1 rRNA gene is annotated in these 460 nt (G+C 49.1%); it reads left to right on the forward strand.

The annotated features are described in order from the left end of the window. Window positions 1–460 (forward strand): 16S ribosomal RNA (locus C1634_RS25720); the annotation flags it as partial.

The raw sequence follows: 460 nt of genomic DNA on the forward strand, positions 1-460 counted from the left end.
CCTACGGGCGGCAGCAGTGAGGAATATTGGTCAATGGACGAGAGTCTGAACCAGCCAAGTAGCGTGAAGGATGAAGGTCCTACGGATTGTAAACTTCTTTTATAAGGGAATAAAATCTCCCACGTGTGGGAGCTTGTATGTACCTTATGAATAAGCATCGGCTAACTCCGTGCCAGCAGCCGCGGTAATACGGAGGGTGCAAGCGTTATCCGGATTTATTGGGTTTAAAGGGAGCGCAGACGGGTCGTTAAGTCAGCTGTGAAAGTTTGGGGCTCAACCTTAAAATTGCAGTTGATACTGGCGTCCTTGAGTGCGGTTGAGGTGTGCGGAATTCGTGGTGTAGCGGTGAAATGCTTAGATATCACGAAGAACTCCGATTGCGAAGGCAGCACACTAAGCCGTAACTGACGTTCATGCTCGAAAGTGTGGGTATCAAACAGGATTAGATACCCGGGTAGTC

This window comes from Chryseobacterium viscerum (assembly GCF_002899945.2).
GTDB classification, from domain to species: domain Bacteria; phylum Bacteroidota; class Bacteroidia; order Flavobacteriales; family Weeksellaceae; genus Chryseobacterium; species Chryseobacterium viscerum.